18 protein-coding genes are annotated in these 21663 nt (G+C 33.3%); 8 read left to right on the top strand and 10 right to left on the bottom strand.

Annotation, left to right across the window (positions count from 1 at the left end):
• Positions 1–47: 47 nt before the first annotated feature.
• Both AC2TDS_RS17395 and AC2TDS_RS17390 read right to left on the bottom strand, forming a co-directional pair.
• On the bottom strand, positions 48–1559 hold the full coding sequence (locus AC2TDS_RS17395; protein ID WP_484736843.1) for an FMN-binding glutamate synthase family protein: 1512 nt from the start codon (positions 1557–1559) through the stop codon (positions 48–50).
• A 96-nt stretch (positions 1560–1655) separates the two neighbouring features.
• Entirely contained in the window at positions 1656–1907 is a 252-nt protein-coding gene (locus AC2TDS_RS17390) for a type B 50S ribosomal protein L31 (protein WP_484736842.1), read from the bottom strand.
• A 188-nt stretch (positions 1908–2095) separates the two neighbouring features.
• On the opposite strand from AC2TDS_RS17390, the gene AC2TDS_RS17385 reads away from it, so the two are divergent.
• From AC2TDS_RS17385 to rlmB, 5 genes are all read left to right on the top strand, one after another.
• On the top strand, positions 2096–3151 hold the full coding sequence (locus AC2TDS_RS17385; protein WP_484736841.1) for a glutaminyl-peptide cyclotransferase: 1056 nt from the start codon (positions 2096–2098) through the stop codon (positions 3149–3151).
• 64 nt (positions 3152–3215) lie between these two features.
• Positions 3216–4721 (top strand): beta-helix domain-containing protein, encoded by a 1506-nt coding sequence (locus tag AC2TDS_RS17380; protein ID WP_484736840.1) that lies wholly within the window; start codon positions 3216–3218, stop codon positions 4719–4721.
• A 254-nt stretch (positions 4722–4975) separates the two neighbouring features.
• Positions 4976–8263 carry a SusC/RagA family TonB-linked outer membrane protein gene (locus tag AC2TDS_RS17375; protein WP_484736839.1) on the top strand — a complete coding sequence of 1096 codons (3288 nt, stop codon included), beginning with the start codon at positions 4976–4978 and terminating at the stop codon, positions 8261–8263.
• A gap of 26 nt (positions 8264–8289) precedes the next feature.
• Positions 8290–9795, top strand: coding sequence for a RagB/SusD family nutrient uptake outer membrane protein (locus AC2TDS_RS17370; protein WP_484736838.1), 1506 nt, complete (start codon positions 8290–8292; stop codon positions 9793–9795).
• Between the two features lie 79 nt (positions 9796–9874).
• On the top strand, positions 9875–10612 hold the full coding sequence (gene rlmB, locus AC2TDS_RS17365; RefSeq protein ID WP_484736837.1) for a 23S rRNA (guanosine(2251)-2'-O)-methyltransferase RlmB: 738 nt from the start codon (positions 9875–9877) through the stop codon (positions 10610–10612).
• A gap of 29 nt (positions 10613–10641) precedes the next feature.
• On the opposite strand, the gene AC2TDS_RS17360 is transcribed toward rlmB, so the two are convergent.
• Positions 10642–11343: a rhomboid family intramembrane serine protease gene (locus tag AC2TDS_RS17360; protein ID WP_484736836.1), complete on the bottom strand. Its 702-nt coding sequence runs from the start codon at positions 11341–11343 to the stop codon at positions 10642–10644.
• Between the two features lie 116 nt (positions 11344–11459).
• Between AC2TDS_RS17360 and AC2TDS_RS17355 the strand changes: the two genes are divergently transcribed.
• A complete protein-coding gene (locus tag AC2TDS_RS17355) occupies positions 11460–12731 on the top strand; it encodes a replication-associated recombination protein A (protein WP_484736835.1) in 1272 nt (423 codons plus the stop codon).
• Positions 12732–12751: 20 nt separating this feature from the next.
• On the opposite strand, the gene AC2TDS_RS17350 is transcribed toward AC2TDS_RS17355, so the two are convergent.
• Genes AC2TDS_RS17350 through AC2TDS_RS17335 form a run of 4 tightly spaced genes read right to left on the bottom strand, consistent with a single transcriptional unit; the run spans position 12752 to position 16131 of the window.
• Entirely contained in the window at positions 12752–13483 is a 732-nt protein-coding gene (locus AC2TDS_RS17350) for a hypothetical protein (protein ID WP_484736834.1), read from the bottom strand.
• Between the two features lie 2 nt (positions 13484–13485).
• Positions 13486–14862 carry a DUF5723 family protein gene (locus AC2TDS_RS17345; protein WP_484736833.1) on the bottom strand — a complete coding sequence of 459 codons (1377 nt, stop codon included), beginning with the start codon at positions 14860–14862 and terminating at the stop codon, positions 13486–13488.
• Positions 14862–15413, bottom strand: coding sequence for a hypothetical protein (locus tag AC2TDS_RS17340; protein WP_484736832.1), 552 nt, complete (start codon positions 15411–15413; stop codon positions 14862–14864). Before AC2TDS_RS17340 ends, AC2TDS_RS17345 begins: the two co-directional genes overlap by 1 nt.
• 37 nt (positions 15414–15450) lie before the next feature.
• Complete coding sequence (locus AC2TDS_RS17335; protein ID WP_484736831.1) at positions 15451–16131, bottom strand: YjjG family noncanonical pyrimidine nucleotidase; 681 nt, start codon at positions 16129–16131, stop codon at positions 15451–15453.
• 64 nt (positions 16132–16195) lie between these two features.
• Here AC2TDS_RS17335 and AC2TDS_RS17330 point away from each other — a divergent pair, with 64 nt between their 5' ends.
• Together AC2TDS_RS17330 and AC2TDS_RS17325 are read left to right on the top strand one after the other, a co-directional pair.
• On the top strand, positions 16196–17323 hold the full coding sequence (locus AC2TDS_RS17330; protein ID WP_484736830.1) for a glycosyltransferase family 4 protein: 1128 nt from the start codon (positions 16196–16198) through the stop codon (positions 17321–17323).
• Entirely contained in the window at positions 17320–18582 is a 1263-nt protein-coding gene (locus AC2TDS_RS17325; RefSeq protein ID WP_484736829.1) for an MATE family efflux transporter, read from the top strand. Before AC2TDS_RS17330 ends, AC2TDS_RS17325 begins: the two co-directional genes overlap by 4 nt.
• On the opposite strand, the gene AC2TDS_RS17320 is transcribed toward AC2TDS_RS17325, so the two are convergent.
• The 3 genes from AC2TDS_RS17320 to radC are packed head-to-tail and all read right to left on the bottom strand — an operon-like array spanning position 18572 to position 21502.
• Positions 18572–19477, bottom strand: coding sequence for a GNAT family N-acetyltransferase (locus AC2TDS_RS17320; protein ID WP_484736828.1), 906 nt, complete (start codon positions 19475–19477; stop codon positions 18572–18574). The two genes, AC2TDS_RS17325 and AC2TDS_RS17320, sit on opposite strands and share 11 nt — an antisense overlap.
• Positions 19477–20781 carry a polysaccharide deacetylase family protein gene (locus AC2TDS_RS17315; protein ID WP_484736827.1) on the bottom strand — a complete coding sequence of 435 codons (1305 nt, stop codon included), beginning with the start codon at positions 20779–20781 and terminating at the stop codon, positions 19477–19479. Before AC2TDS_RS17315 ends, AC2TDS_RS17320 begins: the two co-directional genes overlap by 1 nt.
• Positions 20782–20815: 34 nt before the next feature.
• Positions 20816–21502 (bottom strand): RadC family protein, encoded by a 687-nt coding sequence (gene radC / locus AC2TDS_RS17310; RefSeq protein ID WP_484736826.1) that lies wholly within the window; start codon positions 21500–21502, stop codon positions 20816–20818.
• Positions 21503–21663: the final 161 nt, after the last annotated feature.

Below are 21663 nucleotides of genomic sequence, written 5' to 3'. Positions count from 1 at the left end.
CTAAATATGTAACCTCCGCTACAGTTTATAATAACTTCTTGATTTTTTTATTTAAAATAAATCTCTTCTAAAGTTGTAATCCCTCCATCTTTATCTCTTCTAAAAATATGCTTTGGTACTAAACTATGTATTGATTCAACTCCCATCGCAGCAACGACTTCTTTTAAGGCATCAATAGTTTTATCATGATAATTTTGCACTCGTATATTTTTATCTTCCACAACAAGAGCTTCAACTAAATCTTCGTTTTGTGTAGCAACCCCAACTGGGCATGTATCTAAATTACATTCACGAGCCTGAATACATCCTAAACTTAACATAAAACTCCGTGCCATACCAATAACATCAGCCCCTAAGGCTAGATATTTTACAACGTCAAAAGCGTCTATTGCTTTACCGCTAGCTATAATTTTAATTTGATCTTTTAATTCATATTTAATCAATGTTTTAAAAACAAATGACAGCCCTTCTAGTAAAGGAGTACCTACATAATTGGAAAACTCTAAAGGTGCCGAACCAGTACCTCCCTCCCCTCCATCAACGGATATAAAATCAGGATAGTTATTTGCTTTATTAAATGCTTGTATCATCTCTTCAATTTCATCATTATCACCCACACAAAATTTAATCCCAACTGGTTTTCCTCCACTTAATTCTCGTACCTTTTGTATAAACTCTATCATCTCTTCAAAATTTGAAAACGATGAATGACTTGGTGGCGAATCAACTCTTGTAAACGCTTCTATGGCACGTATATCCGCAATTTCTTTGGTATTCTTTTTAGCCGGAAGTATGCCTCCATGACCAGGTTTCGCACCTTGTGAAAACTTAATTTCAATCATTTTTACTTCTGGACGAATGGCATTCTTTTTAAAAATTTCTTCATCAAACACTCGTACGCCATCCACTGTTTTCCCGGCTCCAAAATATCCTGTTCCTACTTGGAATATTAAATCACCTCCTTGTAAATGATACGGTGAAATCCCACCCTCTCCAGTATTATGAGCAAATCCTCCCATTTTTGCCCCCTGGTTTAACGCCATAATTGCATTTTTACTCAAAGATCCAAACGACATTGCTGAAATATTAATTATTGAGGCATTGTACTTCTGACTACATTTATCAGAACCTATCAATATTCTCTCTCCATTAACATGATGATGATCTTTAGGGAATAAGGAATGTTTAACGAATTCATAGCCTTTTTTATATACATTATGTTGAGTTCCAAAAGGAACTGTTTCAATTTCTAATTTCGCACGTTGGTAAACAATACTTCTCTTTTCTCGATTTATGGGTGTTCCATTCAAATCATCTTCTATAAAATACTGTTGAATTTTTTCTCGTTCTTCCTCAAATATCCATCGTAATCTTGCCACAATAGGAAAGGCTCTCATTAAAGAATGTTTTTTTTGTATAAAAGCATCATATAAGGCTACCAAGGTAAAAACTGAACTAATCGATAATAAAATATAATTCCCTCTAGCAGGCATAAAATAAACTAACAAACCACACAATACATTCGCAACAATGACCATTGCCAAAATAGTATCTCTCATCTTTAATCTGTTTTTGTAGGCTAAAATACAAGATTTCTAACATAAAAAAAGCTCTGATGGTTCATCAGAGCTTTTTTTATGTTTTGTAGTACGAAATTACTTTTTAAATTTCGAATATTTGTTTTTGAACTTATCAATACGTCCAGCAGTATCTACTAACTTAGACTTACCAGTATAAAACGGGTGAGAGGTTCTTGAAATTTCTAACTTTACTAATGGATATTCAACTCCTTCTACCTCTAAAGATTCTTTCGTATTGGCAGTTGAACGCGTTAAAAATACATCTCCATTTGACATATCTTTAAATGCAACCATTCTATAATTTTCTGGGTGTATACCTTTTTTCATCTTGTAATTACTTTAAATTTTATATGAATTTGTTTAAAATTGGTAAGGTTTTAAACGCTTCAGTACAAATCAAAAACCTGCAATGGCTATTTGAGGGTGCAAATTTAACCCTTTTTTTTAATTTGCAAACAAATAAATTGTTTTAATTTGTAGCACAAATAAATAAATTTGAATTCAAACTCAAAAACATGCGCATTTATAAACACGTTACCTTACTATTTTTAGCCATAACCGCCTTAAGCTCTTGTAGTGAAACAAATTACAAATTTAAGCTCGAAACTACCAAAAGAACAACACTTGGTAAAAAAGCAGCTATTAAGTTTGAGCAATTAAAAGGAGGTATCATAGATTCAGTTCACTTATACGTAAATAATAAACGTGTTAACAAGGAAGAAACAAGTATTGCCATAAACACAAGCGATTTTGGGGTTGGTAAGCACGCTGTTACCGCTATTGCATTTTACCCTAACAAATCAAAGAAATTAAAAAACTCCATTGAAGTTTTCGCAAATAATGCTCCTGTTTTTTACAATTACAAAATAATCAACAGCTACCCTCATGATAAAAATGCCTACACCCAAGGATTGGAATTCCATAATGGCTTTTTATACGAAACTACGGGAAAGAAAGGAAAATCTTCTTTAAGAAAAGTGAACATCAGTACTGGTGAAGTGTTGCAGAAAATAGATTTAAATGATATGTATTTCGGGGAAGGGATGACCATTTTTGACAATAAAATATACTGGTTAACTTGGCAAGCACGTAAAGGTTTTATCTACAATTTAGATACTTTCGAAAAAATTGGAGAATTTGCTTACAACAATAGTAATGAAGGTTGGGGATTAACTCATAACGATTCTGAATTAATTAAATCCGATGGCACCAATAAAATATGGTTCTTAAACCCTGATAACCAACAAGAAAAAAGAAACATTCAAATTTACACCCATGATAGGGCCTTAGACAAGCTAAATGAAATTGAATATATCAATGGTAAAATCTACTCTAATTATTGGAAAACAGGAAGAACTATAAAGTCAACCATCGCAATAATTAACCCAGGCACAGGTGCTGTTGAAGGTCTTGTTAATTTAAGTAATTTAAGAAAAATGATTCTTAAAGAACAAAAGCTAGATACCGACGATGTTTTAAATGGAATTGCATACGACGCAGCAAACAATCGTTTGTTTGTTACAGGAAAACATTGGGGAAAATTATTTGAAATCGAGTTAATCAAACAATAATCCTAGATATTCAAAGTTATATTGTTAATTTGACCAAATTATTAATTTCATAACCCTATATCTTATGAGGTGTACTTTTTCACTTACACTTGTTATCTTGGCTATATTCATTAGCTCTTGCAGAAAAGACTTTGATACTATTCCAAGCTTTGGAAACTTAGAGTTCTCAAAAGACACTGTTTTCTTAGATACTATTTTTAGCAATATAGGGTCAGCTACCTACAACTTAAAAGTATACAATAAAAGTAATAAAGCAATAAGTATTCCTGAAATTAAATTAGAAAACGGTATCTCTTCTAATTATCGTTTGAACGTAGACGGTATTCCAGGAAAAGATTTTAAAAATATTGATATTTTAGCCAATGACAGCATCTATGTTTTTGTTGAAACTACTATTGATTTTAACTCCGTGACAGATCCACTATATACCGACAAAATTTTATTTGATAACGGCAATAAGGAACAACATGTGAATCTAGTCACCCTAGTACAAGACGCTAATTTCATATTTCCCGGTCAAGACCCCGTTACCATGAAAATTGATAGTTTAACACTAGACGGAAACCCTACCTTTATAAAAGGTCGTTTCCTAACGGATAGCGAGCTCACTTTTACCAATGAAAAACCTTATCTAATTTATGGTTACGCAGCGGTACCTTCAGACAAAACCTTAGTTATTGAAGCTGGTACACAAATACATTTCCACAGAAACTCTGGTATAATCGTAGATAAAAGAGCTACGCTAAAAGCCAATGGCACATTGGAAAATAAGATTATTTTTCAAGGAGACAGGCTTGAACAAGCTTTTAACAATGTTCCCGGACAATGGGGTACTATATGGATGAGAGCAGGAAGTAAAGACAATGAACTCAACTATTCTTTAATTAAAAACGGAATTGTAGGCATTTTAGCTGACAGCATAGGTTCGAACAGCACACCTACATTAACAATAAAAAATTCAGAAATTTATAACAATTCAAGTTATGGTATATTAGGAAGAAATACGAATATCTCAGGTGAAAATTTAGTTATTGGTAATTCAGGGCAATCTTCTTTGGCCTGTACATTTGGCGGTACTTATAACTTCATACACGGTACTTTTACTAATTTCTGGAACAATAGCACCCGTCAACTTCCTGCAGTTATTATAAACAATCACATGACATATAATGATAGTAACGGACAACAAATCACCATAACTAGAGACCTGTTAGAAGCAACTCTAAAAAACTGTATTATAGACGGGTACAACAATATAGAATTCATCGTTGACAAAATCAACGGAACCGAATTTAACTATCAACTAACAAACTCTATGATACAATTTGATGATATCAACAATGATTTTTCAGACGTTTCGGAACTGGATTTCAGCGACCTATCACACTACCAAAATATTATCTTAAATGGAGACCCGTCATTTAAAAACACTTTAGAAAATGAATTCATAATTGGTAATTCCAGTCAGGCTATTAACCAAGGTATAGCAACTCCTGTTACTTTTGATATTTTAGGAGTAACGAGATCTCCATCTATAGACTTAGGTGCTTACCAACATATTTCCTTCTAAATTATAGAATTTTAACGTGTTTTTTAAAAAAAACCTTAAAACTCCCACGGAAAACCAACGCTAACCACCTTATTAACAGCAAAATACATCATCCGCAACAAACCTTTATATAAAGTTAATTTATTTTGTTTTTCACAAAATAATCATCAATACTCCTTTTAATTAAGTTAATTTCTAAGAATTTTTTGCTAAAAAATTGTTTCTTTAAGATTTATTTAAGATTTTAGCGCCTAATTAATTCAAATAATTATATAATGAGAACAAAGTTTAATGGAATTCTAACGCTTTTATTAGCGTTGGTTGTGCAAATTTCATTTGCGCAAGACAAAACAATTTCAGGTACTGTCTCTGACGAGTCAGGACCGTTACCTGGGGTTACAGTTTTGAAAAAAGGTACCACACAAGGTACAGAGACCGACTTTGACGGAAATTATTCTTTAAAAGCAAAAACAGGAGACATTCTTGTATTTAGCTTTGTAGGGATGGAATCTGCTCAAAGAACAGTTGGGTCTTCAAACCAAATTAACGTTGTAATGAAAAACGATAACCTACTTGAAGAAGTTGTAGTTGTTGGATATGGAACAACGACAAAAAAGGCTTTTGCTGGTACAGCGTCAACCGTTAAAACGGAAAATCTTGAAGCTAAATCATTTTCAAATGTTTCACAAGCCTTAGCGGGTGAAATTGCAGGGGTAACGGTAATCAACACTTCTGGGCAACCAGGTAGTATCGGTACTGTACGTATTAGAGGGTATGGTTCTCCATTAGGAAACCGTAGTCCATTATATGTAATTGACGGTATTCCTTTTGCTGGTAATTTTGACTTAAACTCAGTAAATCCAGCTGATATTAAAAGTACTACTGTATTAAAAGATGCTACTGCAACGGCAATTTATGGATCGAGAGGTGCAAATGGTGTTGTTTTAATTACTACTAAAAGAGGTACTTCTAACGAAAAAGCCAATATTGAAGTAGATGTTAAAACAGGAATCAACTCGCAAGTAATTCCTAGATACGAAACCATTACATCTCCAGAGGAGTATATTGGTTATGTTTGGGAAGGGTTATTCAACAGAGGTGTAATAACTGGTGCTGCAGACCCTGTAGACTTCGCTAATTCTACATTATTAGGAGACAACGGTATTGGTAATGGGTACAACATGTGGGATGTGGCTGACGCATCTGCTTTAATTGACCCAGCAACTCGCTCGGTAAGACCAGGAGTTCAGAGATTGTTCACTCCAGAAAGATATGCTGATTTAGCATTTGGTACTGGTATCAGAACAGAATCGAATTTACGTATAAGTGGAGGTTCAGCTAAATCTAAGTATTTCTTCTCTATGGGATACCTTGAAGACAATGGATACTCTATTAATTCAGATTATAAAAGATATACTACAAGACTTAATTTAAACTCTGAAGTTAAAGATTGGTTAAACGTTGGAGTTAGCATGGGGTATTCTTATTCTGAAAGCACGAATAATGGTCAGATTGAAGGTTCAGAAAACGTTTTTGAATTCGCTGACAAAATGGCTCCAATATATCCAGTATATGCAAGGTTCCCAGGTACTGGCGAATTAATCCCTGACCCTATTTATGGTGGATCTCAATTTGACTATGGATCACCAACAGGAACTTTAAATGGATTTATAAGAGCTCGTCCAAACGCTAACTTACTAAATCCTATCGGTTCAGCAATGTTAGATTTTGACGGTAGAGACAATCATGGTTTAAATGGTAACGTTTCAGCTGATTTTAAATTAACAGATAACTTAACATTTGAAACTAAATTTGGAGGGCAGTTTGCTTTTGAAAGAAGAAACGATGTAAGTAACCATGTGTATGGTACTGGTGCTAATAGTAACGGTACTATTGGTGTTAGAGACAGAATCAGATGGTCAAAGACATTCTTACAATTATTACGTTATAATAAGACTTTCGGTGACCACTCTATTGATGCATTGGTTGCACATGAAACGTTTGAAAGACGTTTTGTACAATCTAGACAGTTTAAACAAGATGTGGTAGTTCCAGGACTTTACAATTTAAGCAACTATTTACTTACAAATAGCCCTGCTGATGGATATTCAGATGGATCTGCTATCGAGTCTTACTTTTCGCAAGTTAATTACAACTTCGCTAGTAAATATTATTTAACCGCTTCTTTAAGAACAGATGGTTCATCTCGTTTTGTAAATAATAAGTGGGGTGTTTTTGGATCTATAGGTGCTGCTTGGGTAGCTAGTGAAGAAGATTTCATGGCTAATAGCATATTCAGCTATTTAAAAGCGAAGGCTTCATGGGGTGTTACCGGTGATCAAGAAGGAATCGCTACTTGGAGAGGTTACAACAGATTTGATGCAAACTATGTAGATGGTTTAGCTATTAGTGAATCACAGGTTGGTGATCCTGACTTAACTTGGGAATCATCAAGAATGTTCCAAGCAGGTGTAGAAATGAGCGTAGGTAAATATGTAGACGCTAATTTTGATTTCTATAGAAAAAACACTGATAATTTATTCTTTGATCAAAGAGTTGGACCTTCAGCTGGATTTTCTTCTACTCGTATAAACGATGGAGAAATCTTAAACCAAGGTTTTGAATTTGATGTAACAGGTCATCTTGTAAACACTGAAGACTTTAAATTAGACTTATCTTTAAACGGAGAAGTATTAAAAAATGAAATGTTATCAATGCCTTTAGACCCATCAACAGGTGTAGATAAAATTATTGATTCTGGATCTAGTGAAGATGGTACGTATGCCTTCGCTGTAGGGCATTCTATGTTTGATTTTTACATGAGAGAATGGGCTGGAGTAGACGCTGCTGATGGTAGTCCAACATGGAATCAATATTATGATGACAGAAACGACAACGGTGTGTTAGATGCAGGTGAAGAGAGCTTTTCAGTTGAAGAAAATGGTATTGAATTAAACACGTCACAATCACTTTATGAATACCAACAACTAGTACCAGATGCTAACATTAAAAAGCAAACTACTAAAGAGTATAGTGATGCTACTCAGGTATTTTTAAACAAATCATTCATTCCAGACTTAAGAGGAGCATTTAGACTTACTGGTAAGGTAAAAAGCTTCGATTTTTCTGCTCAGTTTGCTTATAGCTTAGGAGGATATGCTTATGACGCACAATATGCCGAATTAATGAGTGACCGTTTTGGTGCTGCTGGTAATAATTTCCATGTAGATATTGCTAATAGATGGCAAAACCCAGGTGATGTTACGGATGTGCCTGTATTATCAGATAACGCTATAGTAAACGGTACTAATACTTCTTCTCGTTTCATTACAAGCACGGACTTTATTGCGCTTAATAATGCAAGAATAGGATATACAGTTCCAAGTACTTTTATGCCTAATTCAGGTATTGATTTAATAAACTTATGGGTTTCTGGAGATAATCTTTACATAAATACTGCAAGAAAAGGATTTAATCCTAGTGTTACAGAAACAGGTAGTTCTGCACGTAGAATTTATGCTCCTGCAACTACTATAACGTTTGGTGTACGAGTTAAATTTTAATTAAAAGATATTTATATTATAATATTATGAAAAAAATTTTAAAAATATCATTCCTTGCCGCTGTATTAGGTCTTACCTATAGCTGTAGTGATGAATTGTTAGACAATAGTGGCGTGTCTGGTGAAAGTCAGCCTACGCAATACCTTACGGCTTCCCAGCTAGAACAAGGTTCTGAAACCAATTTAGGGATTCCAGCAGCTTTCGTAAAAGGAATGTACGCTCAAATGATTCAATTTGGTAGTGGTGGTACCTCAGGTCACGATGATTTTGGTCATAAATCGTATGACGTATTTAGTGATATGGTATCTGGCGATATGGCATTAAGTATTAGTACTTATGGATGGTACCGTGCGAGTATTACTGAATTACAGGCTTGTAATGATTTTACTTATGGAGACAATAGACAAATTTGGAGATACTATTACAGAATTGTTAGATCTGCAAACAATATTATTGCTACTTTAGGTGGTAACGATGCTGTTCCAGACAACGATGAGAACAAATATAATATGGGGCAAGCTAAAGCAATGAGAGCTCACTCATATTTTTATTTAACACAATTTTATCAAAAAGAGTATAATGGGTCAGAGCCTATATTACCTTTGTATACTGAGCCTATAGCAACAAATTTAGCAAAGTCTACAGCTGATGAAATTTATACTCAAATGGAAAATGATCTTACGGATGCAATTTCTTTATTGGAAGGTTTCCAAAGAGATAGTAAGAGTGCTGTTAATCAAGATGTAGCTCGTGCTATACTTGCGTATGTTTTAGCTGCTAAAGGAGGAAGAGATAGTGAAGTTGCTTCTCTAACTCAATCAGTTATTAATGCTGGTAACCACAGTATTCTACCAGGTACTCAAGTAACTAACGGATTTAGAGACGTTAATACACCTAGTTGGATGTGGGGTATTGATATTACTGAAGCTAATGAATTAGGTTTAGTTTCTTGGTGGGGTCAAATTGATGCTTTCTCATATAGCTATGCATGGGCAGGTGATTTTAAAGTAATAGATCAATCTCTTTTTGATGCTATTCCTGCAAATGATTTTAGAAAAGCACAATTCTTTGACAACCCAGCTCACGCTAGACACTTACAACCATTATTCAAGTTTTATGCTTCTGGTTTTATCGGTGGTGTTTCTACCACAGTCACTGCTGATTACGTGTATATGCGTATTGAAGAAATGCACTTACTTAATGCTGAAGCAAATGCTAGAGCTGGTGCAGAAGGAGCTGCAAGAACTAGTTTAAAAACCGTAGTACAAAATAGAGTACCAGACGCTTCTTACATAGATGGCCTAAGTGGTCAAGCATTGTTAGATGAAATTTACCTACAAACTCGTATTGAATTATGGGGAGAAGGTAAGAGTTACTTAGCAATGAAACGTAATAAAGCTACTGTAACAAGAGGCTCAAACCATTTATCTCTTGTAGGAACTCCAATTCCTTATAACGACGAAAGTTTGACGTTTGAAATACCTTTAGATGAGATCCAAAACAATCCATTTATTGGTGATCAGAATCTTTAAGATATAAGATTATTTGAATATTAAACCACCTCTTGTTGAGGTGGTTTTTTTATATCATAAATTCAACTACATTTGCAGCATGGAAGAAAATACGATAATTTTTGGTATACGAGCAATAATTGAAGCCATTGAAAGTGGTTCTTCAATCAATAAAATATATCTTCAAAAAGGTTTACGAGGTGAATTATTTTTTCAATTAGAACGATTGATAAAAAAAAATAAAATATCGATAAGCGTTGTACCTGTTGAAAAACTTGAAAGACTTTCAAAACATAATAACCACCAAGGTGCTGTTGCAAAAACTTCACCTATAGAGTTTCATGATTTAGAAACACTCCTAGAAAGCACTATAGAAAACAATAATACGCCCATGTTTTTGTTGCTAGATCAAGTATCAGATGTAAGAAACTTTGGTGCTATAATTAGAACAGCTGAATGTACTGGAGTTAATGGTATAATTATCCAAAAAAGCGGTAGTGCCCCTGTTAATGCAGAAACTATTAAAACTTCAGCTGGTGCTGCCTTTAAAGTACCTATCTGTAAAGTAGATCACATCAAAGATGCTATCTTTCAAATGCAAGCTTCTAATATTAAATTAGTTTCTGCTACTGAAAAAACCGACGATTCTGTTTATGACATTGACTTTAATCAGCCTATTGCCATAATTATGGGGTCTGAGCATAAAGGTGTAAGTAACTCGGTTTTAAAGCTTTCAGATTATAAAGCTAAATTACCATTGCTAGGCGAAATTGGATCCTTAAACGTTTCTGTCGCTTGCGGTGCTTTTCTATACGAAGCTGTTAGGCAACGCCAATAAAACAAAAGGCTCAATTTATCCTGAGCCTTTTATTCTTCTTCATGATACATGTATTTATAGTTTATTTCCTTTAGCTCTTGTTCTTCCAGTTCAGGCGGCCTATAATTTCCATGTTCATCAAACATTTCATCAAATTCAGTTTTTGAAAACTCAAATTTTTCCTTTACAATACCTTTATCTCTGTACCATAAAGACAAAACTACTCCTACAATAAACCCTGATAAATGCCCTTCCCAAGAAATTCCTTCTTTAATTGGTAGTACGTACCAAATCATGCTTCCATACAAGAAAATAACCACTAAAGAAACCGCAATTAATCGATAGTGTTTTTTTAAAATCCCACTAAAAAAAGTATAGCTAAAAAGTAGATATACAATTCCGCTAGCTCCAATATGATATGATTCTCGCGCAATTACCCAGGTTAAAAGTCCAGTAATCACGCCACCATACAAAAACACCTTAAAAGCTGCCTCTTTGTAAAAAAGCAGTAATATAGACGTCAATACAAACAACGGTATTGAATTGTTAAATAAATGGCCAGTATTACTATGTATAAAGGGTGAAAAAATTACTCCTCTCAATCCTTTGAATGTTCTTGGATAAACACCATAGGAATTAAAATTGAGATTGAATTTGATTTCAATCCAATATATTAACCAAATAGAAAAAACCATTCCCAATGGAATTAATAATATGTTTTCTGAGAGTTGTAATTGACTTTTATCATTCATGCTATTAAAATAGCAAAAATATTTCCAAAGATATATTGCTGAAATAATGGCAGAAATCATTTGGGTACCTCAATAATTAGTAAATTTGAATTTCTAACAATTAGGACTTCAAAAAAATGATGCAGCCTCTAGCAGAACGTATTAGACCAAAATCACTTGACGATTATATCAGTCAACAACATTTAGTTGGAAAAGATGGTATTTTAACCAATCATATTAAACAAGGTATTATTCCTTCTTTAATTTTATGGGGGCCTCCTGGTATTGGTAAAACTACCCTTGCTACTATTATTGCCAATGAATCAAAACGTCCATTTTATACCTTGAGCGCTATTAGTTCAGGGGTTAAAGATGTTAGAGAAGTCATTGAAAAAGCAAAGAAAGGTAGCGGCCTTTTTACACAAAAAAATCCCATTTTATTTATAGACGAGATTCATCGTTTCAGTAAGTCTCAACAAGATTCGCTTTTAGGAGCAGTAGAAAAAGGATGGGTAACACTTATAGGGGCAACCACAGAAAATCCAAGTTTTGAAGTTATTCCTGCCCTACTCTCGCGTTGTCAAGTATATATTTTAAATTCTTTTGACAAAAATGATTTAATTGCTCTTTTACATAGAGCCATGGAAAAAGATGAGATCATATCAACTAAAACTATTAGCTTAAAAGAAACTGATGCTCTACTTCAAGTTTCTGGTGGTGATGCTAGAAAACTGCTAAATATTTTTGAGTTGTTAGTTAACGCTGAAGAAGAAATTGAAATTACCAATGCCCTAGTTTTAAAAAAAATTCAACAAAACACTGTTAAATACGACAAAACAGGGGAGCAGCACTATGACATAATTTCTGCTTTTATAAAATCTATAAGAGGCAGCGACCCCAATGCAGCAGTTTATTGGTTAGCAAGAATGATTGAAGGTGGTGAGGATGTAAAATTTATTGCTAGAAGGCTTTTAATACTTGCCTCTGAAGATGTCGGCAATGCCAACCCAACTGCTTTAATTTTAGCTAACAATACTTTTCAAGCAGTTTCCATCATTGGTAATCCTGAATCAAGAATAATATTAAGCCAATGTGCTATTTATTTGGCTAACTCAGCTAAAAGTAATGCTTCGTATACAGCGATTGGAGAAGCTCAAAAATTAGTCAGAACCACAGGAGACTTATCTGTACCATTAGCCTTAAGAAATGCTCCTACTAAATTAATGAAAGACTTGGATTATGGAAAAGAGTATCAATATTCTCACAATTACCAAGGAAATTTTATTGAACAAGAATTTTTACCTGATGAAATTAAGAATACTAAACTCTATGAACCCGGCAATAACGCCAGGGAAAACCAATTTAGAGAGCTTCTAAAGCAACGTTGGAAAGATAAATACAATTATTAAGCCCGATTGAGTATAGGTTCTTAGAACTTAATAGAATGCTTTTTAATGATCTTTTTTTCTCCTTCATAATACTCAGCAATCCATTCGTTATTATGCTTAAATAAAATTCCATTTTTATTATTTAATATAAATACATTTTTTACACCAGAATTAAGTATTTGATACACTTTTTCTGGTTTGGTATTCACGAGTTGAAAGCCATTCATTATTGGTTGCGCATATAGCGCATTATTATCTATAGTTTCAGAATTAGCAGTAATACTAGTGGTATCTAGCCCCTTCTTTGTAACTAGGGTTGGCAATACTCGGACCTCTCCACTTTCAATAGGTTGGTATGTATACTGTAATTGCTGAATTGACAAAAACGCATTTCTAATAGCCTGATGATATGCTTTCTTATACTCTTTAATTTTACTTTTCCCTATTTTTGAACGAAAAATCAACTTACTATTACAATCTGTCAATTCGACTACACCTTTCGTAGTTAGCATACCCGATACATCTACCACAGTTCCTTTAAGCGCTAAACATCTATTATTCTCAAGGTCATCAGGAAGTTTTTCATTCTCCAAATAAGCGTTAAATCCATATTTTTCAAACAAAAACTTTGTTAATGAGCTCGTTTGATATTGATCTTCTTTAGCCACAAAATCAAACTTATTTGGGATGATAACATATTTGTAATTAGTAATTTTCTTTTGAGAAAATACGGCAAAAGGAATTAATAACAATGTAAAAACTATTCTCTTCATATTTAGTTAAAAATTAAGTTCACTCCTATCTGGAAACTCGCATTATTGGCATCTGCAATATCAGTAATATTAAATATATTATCTACCAAACCATACACATTCGCTTTTCCTACTTTTGCCGAAATACCAAGCCCCACATTGCTATAAGAAAAATCATCTACGGTATAGGTTACCTTTGCTTTTAAATGCTCCAATAGTCTATTTTCAAAAAAACCAGTTAAGGCAAATTTGGGACCTGTTGGTCTCATCACTGCGAAAAGTTGACCTCCTACGGCATTATCAAAATAATCATTATACGATGTATCATGGCAATTCTCTTCATTTCTAGACTTACCCCAGCTGTATTTTACAGAACTGTTAAATTTAACAGGTCTCATTACTGTGTATGCTTCTTCATTTTCCGAAGAAGGAACCTTTTCTTTAAAATCATTATTTAAATCTTCCCAATAGTCCGGATTTGAACTATCGTACAAAAATTCTATTCCTGAAAAGGCATAATCTCCTTTTATCCTTCCATTTTTAATATCTTTAGAATACCTCACAAAACCTACATCTAGCAGGCTCGCGGTAATTTCTGTTTGATGATCTAACTTATAGGTAAACCCAAGATCAAATCCAAGCCCTAAATTCCCTCCTAAAAGCGTTCTATCTATTAATGTCGATACTGGGTCGATGTCCTCACCCTCCATTGATATTCCTGAGCTATACCCTTCCATGTTCACATTATTAAGATAATGTCTATAAATATTATCGTCTCCGAGTCTTGTTGTAAAGCTACCAGAATTATTAGTTGAAGTAACATTTGCCGCACCAGAATAAATTTTCAATCTAGTTCCTGCAGTAAACTTTTTATTGATCCTTCTCGTAATCCCTACATGCAGTACGCCGATCGCCTCTGCTTTTATCGAAGCTTGTCCTAATAAAAAGCTCTGGTTAAGATAAGCCTCATTTCCATCGTTAAATAAACTAATAATATCTTTTGGTATTCTTGCAAACACATCTACTTCCGCATAAAAACCAGCCGATAAATAATCTTTTTTACTAAGTCTATACCCTCCGTTTACAACTTCTATTTGCGTATGTAATTGAATATAATCTTTATTTGTTAGTGTATTACTAACATTTCTGTACTTCACATTAAAATCTACACCGTCTTGTCTAAACAAATCTGCTACAGTAAACCCTGTAATTCCTGCTTGTAAAGACATGCCAGATAACATAGGTATTCCTGCATGGTACTTATAATTTGTTTCAGCTCCTGGATTCAATAATAAGGTTTGCGGTATTTCATCAAAACCATATAGTATTTGCTTATTTTGACTAAAAAACACTAAAGAAAATCCAAAAAGGAATAGTAAAGTTGTAACTAGCTTTTTCATTAATTTATTCTAAAATAAAAGATTCCTGCCGATTTAAATTTAAAAATCTTGCGTTCGTTGATATCAATAATAGACCCATCAATACTGGGGAGTAACTCTAAGGTAATTTCAAATTTCTCTGAATTAAAAATACCATAATTATCGGCTACAATTATCTCTTCTTTATAGGTATACTTCTCTATATCTGCAGGAATAGAAATTTGAGATACCTGGTAAGTTTCAACATCATTTCCGTCCATAAATCTAAAATCCAAGGTAAATTCTCTATTAAATGGGTTGGTAATTTCAAAATCAATATCAATTTTTTCTAAATGTTCATTGACCGAATTTCCAAACAACTCAATTTTACTATAGTCAGTAATTGTGGTAACCTCAACTCCAGTGTCACTGACAAAAGAAGTTTGATCTAATTCACTATATGCTATTGCCCCAACCATAGTAGGGGTTAACTCGAAGTCATCTGCTTGATTAAAATCAATATTTTTAACACATGATACAGATAGTAAAATCAAGGCACAAATTAGTACTCTAAACAATTGTTCTTTTTTCATTATGTAGTTTTGTGGGTATAATTTTAACGCATATTTTTTATAGATATTGCTTCAGTTCTAGTAATGAACTGACACTTGCTACCCCATTATGTATGCTGTTTTTTTCTGTAAAGTGTATGGCTTGCATTCCAATATTCAAAGCCCCCATAACATCCGCTTCGTAGCTATCTCCAATCATAATTGATTCTTGGGGCAATGCTTTAGCCTCAGACAATGCGTACTCAAACACTTTACTATTCGGTTTTTTTACACCAACACACTCAGAGGTCACTACTATATTAAAATATTTGGAAATATTAGAGTTTTGTAATTTTAGTTTTTGAACCTCTTCAAAGCCATTTGTTATTATATGTAAAACGTATTTCTTTCTCAAATATTCAAGAATTTCTATGGTTCCTTCAAATAAGTTATTAAAGTTAGGCAAATAACCAATATAGTCATCCGATATTATATCAATTAACTCATCTGAAATCTCATAGTTCAATACATCAAACGTATCTTTTAATCTTTTATATCGCAAGCTCGACTTGCTAATTTTATCGTCTCTGTACAGCCTCCAATAATTTAAGTTAATCGGAGAGTACACTTCCATAAATTTCGTAAAATCCAGTTCTATCTTTTGTTCTTGAAAAATTTGTCTAAACGCTAGTTCAGAATTTTTTTCAAAATCCCACAACGTATGATCAAGATCAAAAAAAAGATGTTTAATATTCATCATGTGTCAAATTTAAACCGAATTATCATTTAAAAAACTATTTTAGCATAAATTTTTATTTTATACATTGATTAAAAAAAAACTTGACATTCTTTTTTTATGTGGCTGGTATCCTTCTCGAGTTTTACCTAATAACGGTGATTTCATTCAACGCCATGCGGAAGCTATCGCTTTACAACACCGCGTAACGGTATTACACATTATTTCTGATCCTTCATTAAAAAGAAATATCGAAATATCTTGTAAGAGAATTCATAGTGTTAACACTTTTATAGCGTATGTAAAACCTAGCACAAACCCTGTTATAAAAATTATAAGATTTTACGTCTCTTTTCAGAAACTATTATCGAAAGTTGGAGCATTTGACATCGTTCACTTGAATAAATTATTCCCATTTGGAACTCTTGCCTTATATTTAAAATGGTTTAAAAGAAAACCTTATATCATTTCAGAACATTGGACAGGTTATCACCTTCCTCAAGCTAGAAGTATTTCTAATACTGAAATTCAATTATCGAAATTAATCACGAAACAAGCCAGTTATACTTGCCCTGTTTCCTTTAATTTACAGCAATCTATGCAACAACTAGGGTTGCATGGTAATTATCACAACGTTCCAAATGTCGTTGACACATCACTATTTATACCTTCTGAGAAATTATCACCGACCTTTACCATTGTTCATATTTCAAACATGTTAGACTCCCATAAAAACATCTCCGGGATGATAAAAGCAATGGTTAAACTACGACAATTAATTGCTGATTTCGAACTAATTCTAATTGGTGAATTTTCTGAAAGGTACAAAGTACTTGCCTGTGATTTAAGTATTAATGATCACATTACTTTTGTTGATCATATTCCGCATAAAGACGTCATTGGTTATATGCAACAAGCAACTGTTTTCATTTTGTTTAGCAACTATGAAAACTTACCCTGTGTTATTTTAGAAAGTTTTGCCTGTGGAACCCCAGTGATAAGTACCAATGTGGGTGGAATATCGGAGTACTTTCCGAGCAATTTTGGTTTTTTAATAGACCCAAACAATGAAAATCAACTCGTAGAAAAGTTACTGGATATATACCAAAACCCAATTGTAAACGGTGAAGAAATGCATGCATTCGCCCATGAAAATTTCAGTAACGAAAGTATTGCCTCAGTTTTTAGTGAACTCTATAATAATGCCTTATATTGAATTTAATCAAAACTTACATACAAGAATTTTTAAATCGCTCAGGTGGTTATATTTTTACCTCAACCATTATTGGCCGAGGCTTGTCTTTCTTAACGTCATGGGTCGCCTTACAACTCATTCCAAATACGAGTTTAGGTACTGTGCTATTTTCTTGGAATATTATAACCTTCCTTATTCCATTTATCGGATTTGGATTGCACCAAAGTTATATTCGTTACGGTGCTTTAAAGAATAGCCAAGATGTTAAAAAAATATTGCTTAGCTATGTGGTAAGAAAAGGCATAATTACCTCTGTAATCCTCTCTTTAATTGTGGCTATCATAGGTTTTACATTCCCTTTCAAATTTCCAAAAACAGGCCTCTATTTAAGTGCTTTTTCTTTAATTTTTGTTCCTCTTTATCTCTTTGAAATTATCAAGATAAAAGCACGTTTACAACATCAAAATAAAACAGTAGCCTTTATTGAAATAAAGTACAATATACTATTGATTGTTTTGGTGAGTTTTCTAAGCTATTTCTTTCAAGCAAAAGGGTATGTCGCCGCCTTAATAGGTGCGCCATTAGTAACAGTATTATTATATCGTAATGAAATTAATATCGGTGTAAGATCATCGCAAAAGCCCTCTTTTATCAATAAAGAATTTTGGAAGTATGGTTTTTTTGGCGGATTGGCCAATGTAGCAACAATACTGCTCTTTGCCATTGATATCTTATTAATTGGAAACATCTTACAAGACCCAGAAAAAGTAACCGTGTACCGATATATTTCTCTTATTCCTTTCAGTATTTTATTCTTACCGAGAGTGTTCATGACCACTGATTTTGTTTCGTTTACTGAAAACATTTCTGATAAAGACTATATATACAAATATCTAAAAAGTTATATGCTTTTGTTTACTGTGATTAGCGTGTGTTTCGTTAGTTTTTTCTATTTCTTTAGTGAAAATGTCTTAATTATTTTCGATACATCTTTCGCTAAATACACAACTAGCTTCTCCATTTTAAATATAGGTGTTTGCGGTATTCTTATATTTAGAGGGATTTTTGGAAACCTATTATCATCTATCGGGAAAATGAAAACCAATTACTACATAACTATTGTGGCCTTATGTATAAATGTTATTTCCAACTACTTTTTAATTCCGAAATTCGGAATTAAGGGAGCTGCTATCACTTCGGCCAGTTTAATGTGGTTTACCGGATTAGCCTCTTGCATTGCTTTCTTCTATTCTTATCAACAACATAAATTTAGCGTTTAAACAGTTTTAGTAGTTTCGGTAAGTTATTATAGTATAATTGAATGTATTTCTCATCAACACCACCAAAACTATGATAATATTTTGCAATATTTTCCATAGAAGACCCACCGAAATCAAAAACATCGAAACTTCTTTGAAATCTATAAATTGCTCGATCGTTCATAAAGGTATTGGCTCCATTTTTACGATTTTTAAAATCAGAAGAACAGACCAATTCGGTAACTCTATTCTTATGCTTTAAAAAAAAGCCACCTGCAACCAACTGATTATCTTTATCGTAAATAGTTAATAGCTCACCAGTCTTTTTGGCTATGCATACTTCCATTAATCTTAGCAAATTATCATAATCATTCTTGGAAACTTTCTTTACCCTTTTCCCTACATTCTCTTTAAACAAATGAATGAATACTTCAGGTCTGTCATTCCAACACTCAGTTAAATCGTTAGACCTTGCCTTCTGTAGCTCTCTTCTCCTATTTCTATTGTAGTTCGTAACGATCGCCTCGTAAGGTTTCGTCAATGGTAAAACTTGTATTTTTCTTTCTCGTTGGAAATCACCAAACATGGAAAATGAATTTTGCGCGTTCATTCGTAATTCAACAAAAGTAAAGCTGTCAAAAAGTTCAATTAAAAATTCATTTTCATCTTCAATTTCTTTCGAATAAATCCCCAATTGAATTAACCAAAATGGTGGATAACTATATTTTACAAATAGCTTTTTTCGCCAAGGTAAAGGCATTACTGCTTCATAGTCGTTTAAAACCAAAACATCCCAATTATCAGCTACAATATCGAGGTACCATGAAAAGCCAAATATATTTGATTGTTGCGCATTTACTATACAATCGTTGTATTTTTCAACATCCAAGTTCGCTCTTTTTACATAGCAAATCATCAGGACTTTACCATTTTTAGCATTGAACCATACAACCTGCTCCAACCTCTCCAACGTTGATAACCGCTTAGGCTTTCGTTATGAAAAAGAGTGATAAACACCCCTTGTACACTTTTAACTTCATTTTTTAAATCCCTGATTTTACCTAATGCCTGTTTTGGTGTTAACTTCATGTAATCATTTAATGTGGTATCCATCACTGCAAAGGGAAAAATCTTTAGCGGAGTTTGGATTTCAAAATCAATATCATAAAAATAAAAAGGGGTACAGGTACTTGCTCGGAACCCAGCATGACTCGCATATCCCATTGAATAATCTTCTTCAATTTCCAAATCAATTAATTTTTGATAGGTATCAGGTAATGAAAACCGCAAATAATGTTGGCGTGATCTTCGAATCGGAAGATTGGTAATGGTTTCTAATCGTTCTTTTTCTTTTTTTAACAAAGCCAAATCCTTCATCGTATAATAAGACGGATGAAGTCCTACTCTAGCATAATCAACCATATCTTTTATAAGCAACTTAAACTTCGTTTTTGATGCAGAAACATTGGTATCAAACGTTGTATAATCACCTATCAAAAAAAACAAAATGGTTCGTACATCATGTTCCTTTTTAAAATTAATTATTTTTTGGAAAGTATCAAACGGATCTTTCTTGATACTAAAACGAATGGCAAATCGATCCCACATATTAAAAATCTTAAAATGATAGGCGTCTTTTAAAAAACCACCTACAGTTCTCACAAAACTCTTATGCTTATAGGCAAATGCATTGTCCACATCAATCGTTGAGATATACTGGTACCTTCTTGATTTAAACTCATATTCGGGAAAACGTTGTTTGAGTTCACCCAACAGTTGGTACGCCCAGATATCAATAACAGGTTTCTCTAAAAAGTCATTTTTAAACGCAATGCTTTCCGAAGCTTCAAACCTTTCGTGTTGATCTTTAATATGCGGTAAATACTCTTCATATCGGGTAATTAAATAAAAACTAGCTGCAAATATATCAAAAGGAATATCTGCCTTTTCTCCTTGCAAAAAAAAACAGGGCGTCCCTTTCCAGTTTTGAACATTAATATCAATATCTCGTATTCCTTGTTGAAAAAGTAAATCGTGACTTTTTATAAAAAATTCTTTTCCTAAAGCTACCTTTGTATACGAAAACTTAGGCCCATTATGAGCCACAAACTCTTCTACCTTGGTGGTAAAATCAATAGGCACTTGCAACATACGGGTTAATATATGTTTAAATATATATCGAACTCTTGGTGTAATTTTGTGCGTGTAAATTATGAGCATTTATAGTATTTTATCTGCACGGTTTTCGTAAAGATTACAAAACCCCTTTATCTGCAAAGCTAAAATACGCTTTTTCGGTAATTATCAAGTGATCTAATAATTTTAAATCTAAGGTGCTCGCTGCTAGTTTCATTTTCTCTGTTAAATCAACATCTGAAGGACTTGGTTTTAATTTACCTGATGGATGATTGTGGCATAGTATTATCGCTACAGATGAATTTTCAATAGCTTTTCGGCACACTAACCGAATGTCTACCAATGTGGCGGTTAAACCTCCCTTACTCACTTGCTGTTTTCCTAAAACAGCATTTGCATTATTCAAATAAATAACCCAAAATTCCTCATGGTGCAAATCGCCAACTAAAGGGCACATTAATTCGTACGCATCTTTCGAACAAGCTATCGTAGCTATCTTCGATTTTCGTTCGTAATGTCGTCTTTTCCCCAATTCCAAAGCAGTTATAATCGAAATCGCCTTTGCTTCACCAATGCCTTTAAACTTCATTAATTGATCTACCGATAGTTTTGATAATTTATTCAAATTATTCCCTACAGACTGTAACATTCTTTTTGACAAGGCTACGGCACTCTCCTCTCTATTTCCTGAACTAATTAAAATAGCTATTAACTCGGCATCCGATAAAGCATCCTTTCCTTTTAACAACAATTTTTCACGGGGTCTATCATCTTGTGCCCAAGATTTTATTGATAACTTTTTCATTTTGCTAATTTTATTTTTACGATAAATATAAATTATTTTTCGCATACTCCAAACAAGCATAGTGTCTTTATATCCTATCTTTTAACTTCAATTATGAAGATTATAATCGCTAGTTATGAAGATGTTGGTTTTCATTTGGCTCAACTTTTATCTTGCAAATC

It is taken from the genome of Tenacibaculum profundicola (assembly GCF_057220795.1).
Note: the sequence above shows the minus strand (reverse complement) of the source record. Positions and strands in the feature narration are given on the sequence as shown.

Excerpts from the sequence above, each read along its gene's own strand:
- rlmB (WP_484736837.1), top strand. The coding sequence starts at position 9,875 with ATGGAAGAAAATACGATAATTTTTGGTATACGAGCAATAATTGAAGCC.
- AC2TDS_RS17350 (WP_484736834.1), bottom strand. The coding sequence starts at position 13,483 with ATGAAGAGAATAGTTTTTACATTGTTATTAATTCCTTTTGCCGTATTT.
- AC2TDS_RS17390 (WP_484736842.1), bottom strand. The coding sequence starts at position 1,907 with ATGAAAAAAGGTATACACCCAGAAAATTATAGAATGGTTGCATTTAAA.
- radC (WP_484736826.1), bottom strand. The coding sequence starts at position 21,502 with ATGAAAAAGTTATCAATAAAATCTTGGGCACAAGATGATAGACCCCGT.
- AC2TDS_RS17355 (WP_484736835.1), top strand. The coding sequence starts at position 11,460 with ATGATGCAGCCTCTAGCAGAACGTATTAGACCAAAATCACTTGACGAT.
- AC2TDS_RS17360 (WP_484736836.1), bottom strand. The coding sequence starts at position 11,343 with ATGAATGATAAAAGTCAATTACAACTCTCAGAAAACATATTATTAATT.
- AC2TDS_RS17380 (WP_484736840.1), top strand. The coding sequence starts at position 3,216 with ATGAGGTGTACTTTTTCACTTACACTTGTTATCTTGGCTATATTCATT.
- AC2TDS_RS17370 (WP_484736838.1), top strand. The coding sequence starts at position 8,290 with ATGAAAAAAATTTTAAAAATATCATTCCTTGCCGCTGTATTAGGTCTT.
- AC2TDS_RS17335 (WP_484736831.1), bottom strand. The coding sequence starts at position 16,131 with ATGATGAATATTAAACATCTTTTTTTTGATCTTGATCATACGTTGTGG.
- AC2TDS_RS17315 (WP_484736827.1), bottom strand. The coding sequence starts at position 20,781 with ATGCTCATAATTTACACGCACAAAATTACACCAAGAGTTCGATATATA.
- AC2TDS_RS17395 (WP_484736843.1), bottom strand. The coding sequence starts at position 1,559 with ATGAGAGATACTATTTTGGCAATGGTCATTGTTGCGAATGTATTGTGT.
- AC2TDS_RS17385 (WP_484736841.1), top strand. The coding sequence starts at position 2,096 with ATGCGCATTTATAAACACGTTACCTTACTATTTTTAGCCATAACCGCC.
- AC2TDS_RS17320 (WP_484736828.1), bottom strand. The coding sequence starts at position 19,477 with ATGATTTGCTATGTAAAAAGAGCGAACTTGGATGTTGAAAAATACAAC.
- AC2TDS_RS17375 (WP_484736839.1), top strand. The coding sequence starts at position 4,976 with ATGAGAACAAAGTTTAATGGAATTCTAACGCTTTTATTAGCGTTGGTT.
- AC2TDS_RS17345 (WP_484736833.1), bottom strand. The coding sequence starts at position 14,862 with ATGAAAAAGCTAGTTACAACTTTACTATTCCTTTTTGGATTTTCTTTA.
- AC2TDS_RS17340 (WP_484736832.1), bottom strand. The coding sequence starts at position 15,413 with ATGAAAAAAGAACAATTGTTTAGAGTACTAATTTGTGCCTTGATTTTA.